Origin of the sequence: Spongiactinospora gelatinilytica (assembly GCF_003236385.1) — a bacterium.
Taxonomy (GTDB): Bacteria; Actinomycetota; Actinomycetes; order Streptosporangiales; family Streptosporangiaceae; genus Spongiactinospora; species Spongiactinospora gelatinilytica.
In genome coordinates this window covers 1-2,788 of record NZ_POUA01000600.1, presented here as the reverse complement: position 1 = coordinate 2,788, position 2,788 = coordinate 1, and the positions used below count along the sequence as shown (strand labels likewise).

Sequence of the window (2,788 nt, the reverse complement as noted above, 5' to 3'; positions counted from 1 at the left end):
ACCCGCCCTCCCGCCTGGAGGACCACTACCTGCCCGACCTCGATCGCGTGCTGGACGCGGTCGACCGGTCCTTTGCCTACTGAATCGCCTTCTGAGAGTGCTGAGAGGGAACGCCGCATGCGACGCGAGTTCAAGCTGCCCGACGTCGGCGAGGGCCTGACCGAGGCGGAGATCGTCCGCTGGCACGTCCGCCAGGGCGACACGGTGAAGCTGAACCAGATCATCGTGGAGATCGAGACGGCCAAGGCCGTGGTGGAGCTGCCGTCCCCTTTTGAGGGGACGGTTTCCGGGCTGCTGGTCGAGGAGAGCGCGACGGTGGATGTGGGCACGCCCATCATCACCATCGACGACGGGTCCGCCGAGGAATCCACGGAGAAGGCCGAGGCCCCCAAGGCTTCCGAGGAGAAGCGCACACCGGTGCTGGTGGGGTACGGCGTCAAGGCCGGCGCCTCCAAACGCCGCCCCCGCAAGACGGCCACCGCCGCCCCGCCTGAGGTCAGTGAAGCACCGGAAGCACCAGAAGTGCCGGAAGTGCCGGTAGCGCGGGGGGCGTCCGCGCCCGGCGTACTGGCCAAGCCGCCCGTGCGCAAGCTGGCCAAGGACCTCGGGGTGGACCTGGCGTCCCTCACCGGTACCGGGCCACAGGGCACGATCACCCGCGAGGACGTCCACGGCGCGGTGGCGGGCACCACCGCCCCCGTGGCCGAGCCCGTCCCGGCCGGAGCGGCGGAAGAGCGCATCCCGGTCAAGGGCGTACGGCGGGCGACCGCGCAGGCCATGGTGGCCTCCGCGTTCTCCGCGCCGCACGTCACCGAGTTCCTCCAGGTGGACATGACCGAGACGATGGACACGGTGCGCCGGTTGCGCGCCTTGCCCGACTTCGCCGAGGTCAAGGTCTCCCCGCTGCTGCTGGTGGCCAAGGCCCTGCTGGTCGGCGTACGCCGGCACCCCATGGTGAACTCCGCCTGGGACGAGCGCGCCCAGGAGATCGTGGTCAAGCACCGGGTGAACCTCGGCATCGCCGCCGCCACCCCGCGCGGGCTGATCGTCCCAAACATCAAGGGCGCGCACGCGCTGTCCCTGGTGGACCTCGGCAGGGCGATGCAGGCCCTGGTGGAGACCGCCAGGGCGGGCAAGACGCAGCCGGCCGACATGTCCGGCGGCACGATCACGATCACCAACGTGGGCGTGTTCGGCGTTGACGCCGGCACACCGATCATCAACCCCGGCGAGTCCGCGATCCTGGCGTTCGGCCAGATCAGGGACCTGCCGTGGGTGGTGGACGGGCAGATCGTACCGCGCAAGATCTGCACGCTGTCGCTGTCCTTCGACCACCGGATCATCGACGGTGAGCTGGGTTCGCGGCTGCTGCGCGACGTCGGCGACATGCTGGAGGACCCGCTCCGCGCGCTCGCCTGGTCCTGACACGCCGGTACCGTACGGCCGGGCCCGCGGTGGCCCGGCCGTACGGTACCGCGTAGGGTTCAGGGGCACACGCGACGCAGGGAACGAAGGGTACGGGTACGCCGATGCTCCGCCATGTGGTGCTGATGAACTGGACCGAAGCGGCGACCGGCGAGCAGGTCGCGGAGATCGCCCGCCGGCTGCGCGAGCTGCCCGCGGCCATTCCGGAGATCCGGTCCTACCAGTGCGGCGATGACCTGGGCGTCAACCCCGGCAACGCGAACTTCGTGGTCACCGCCGACTTCGACTCGGTGGACGACTACATCGTCTACCGCGACCACCCTGCGCACCGGAAGGTGATCGACGAGCTGATCGCGCCCATCCTCGCCTCCCGCACCGGCGCTCAGTTCTCGCTGGACGGCTGAAAGTCGCTCAGTTCTCGCCGGGCCGCTGAGAGTCGCCGAGGTCGAGCCCGGCCAGCCGGTCGCGGTCGGAGAGGATGTCGATCGCGGCGATCCGCCCGTCCACGACGGTGAAGCTCATGACCGAGACGATCTCGCCGTCGATCGCGTTGACCAGGCCCGCGACACCGTTGACCAGCGCGGGCGTACTGACCGTGGCGCGGGCCGCCCGCCCGAACGTGGTCGCCCGGCCGGCCACCGCCGACCGTCCGCGCACGACCTGGAGGCCGCCGGGCAGCGCCGCCCCGCCGTCCAGGCGCAGCACGACGCCCGGATCGAGAATGCTCAGCAGGGCCTCGAAGTCGCCGCCGCGTGAGGCGGCCAGGAACGCGTCCACCACCCGCCGCTGCGCGACCGGGTCCGGATCGGGCTCGGGGGTGATCCCCCTGACCCGCCTGCGGGCACGGCTCGCGAGCTGCCTGGCGGAGACCGGCGTACGGTCGATGACCGGCGCGATCTCCTCGAACGTCATCCCGAACATGTCGTGCAGCACGAAGGCCAGCCGTTCCGCCGGGGTCAGCGACTCCAGTACCACCAGCAGCGCCGGCCCCACCGAGTCGGCGATCATCGCCCGCGTCTCGGGGTCCGTGCTCTCCGCCCTGCCGACCACCGGGTCCGGCAGCCCCTCCGCCAGCGACTCCTCCCGCCGCTGCCGCCGCGAGCGCAGCATGTCCAGGCACACCCGCCCGACCACCGTGGTCAGCCAGCCGCCCAGGTTGTCGATCTCCCCGGCGTCGGACCGCGCCAGCCGCAGCCACGCCTCCTGCACCGCGTCCTCCGCCTCCACCGGCGACCCGAGCATCCGATAGGCCACCGCCTTCAACCGCGCCCGGTGCTCCTCGAACCGCTCCGCCACGAATCCCCGTCCATCCATACCCGTCCCCTTCACGCCCATGGTCACCCCGCATGACGAACCCAACCCC

At 71.3% G+C, this 2,788-nt stretch carries 3 protein-coding genes; 2 read left to right on the top strand and 1 reads right to left on the bottom strand.

Annotated features, from left to right (window positions below; translation table 11 throughout):
* Positions 1-117 precede the first annotated feature (117 nt).
* Together C1I98_RS37500 and C1I98_RS37495 are read left to right on the top strand one after the other, a co-directional pair.
* The gene (locus C1I98_RS37500) at positions 118-1,425 is read left to right on the top strand and encodes a dihydrolipoamide acetyltransferase family protein (protein WP_111171999.1); all 1,308 of its coding nucleotides are present in this window, start codon (positions 118-120) and stop codon (positions 1,423-1,425) included.
* Positions 1,426-1,529: 104 nt separating this feature from the next.
* On the top strand, positions 1,530-1,829 hold the full coding sequence (locus C1I98_RS37495; RefSeq protein ID WP_111171998.1) for a Dabb family protein: 300 nt from the start codon (positions 1,530-1,532) through the stop codon (positions 1,827-1,829).
* 7 nt (positions 1,830-1,836) lie between these two features.
* Here the strand turns inward: C1I98_RS37495 and C1I98_RS37490 are convergent, their stop codons facing one another.
* A complete protein-coding gene (locus tag C1I98_RS37490; RefSeq protein ID WP_111171997.1) occupies positions 1,837-2,739 on the bottom strand; it encodes a sigma-70 family RNA polymerase sigma factor in 903 nt (300 codons plus the stop codon).
* Positions 2,740-2,788: the final 49 nt, after the last annotated feature.

Bases quoted from the DNA above. Each gene is read 5' to 3' on its own strand.
- C1I98_RS37500 (WP_111171999.1), top strand. From the start codon at position 118: ATGCGACGCGAGTTCAAGCTGCCCGACGTCGGCGAGGGCCTGACCGAG.
- C1I98_RS37490 (WP_111171997.1), bottom strand. From the start codon at position 2,739: ATGGATGGACGGGGATTCGTGGCGGAGCGGTTCGAGGAGCACCGGGCG.
- C1I98_RS37495 (WP_111171998.1), top strand. From the start codon at position 1,530: ATGCTCCGCCATGTGGTGCTGATGAACTGGACCGAAGCGGCGACCGGC.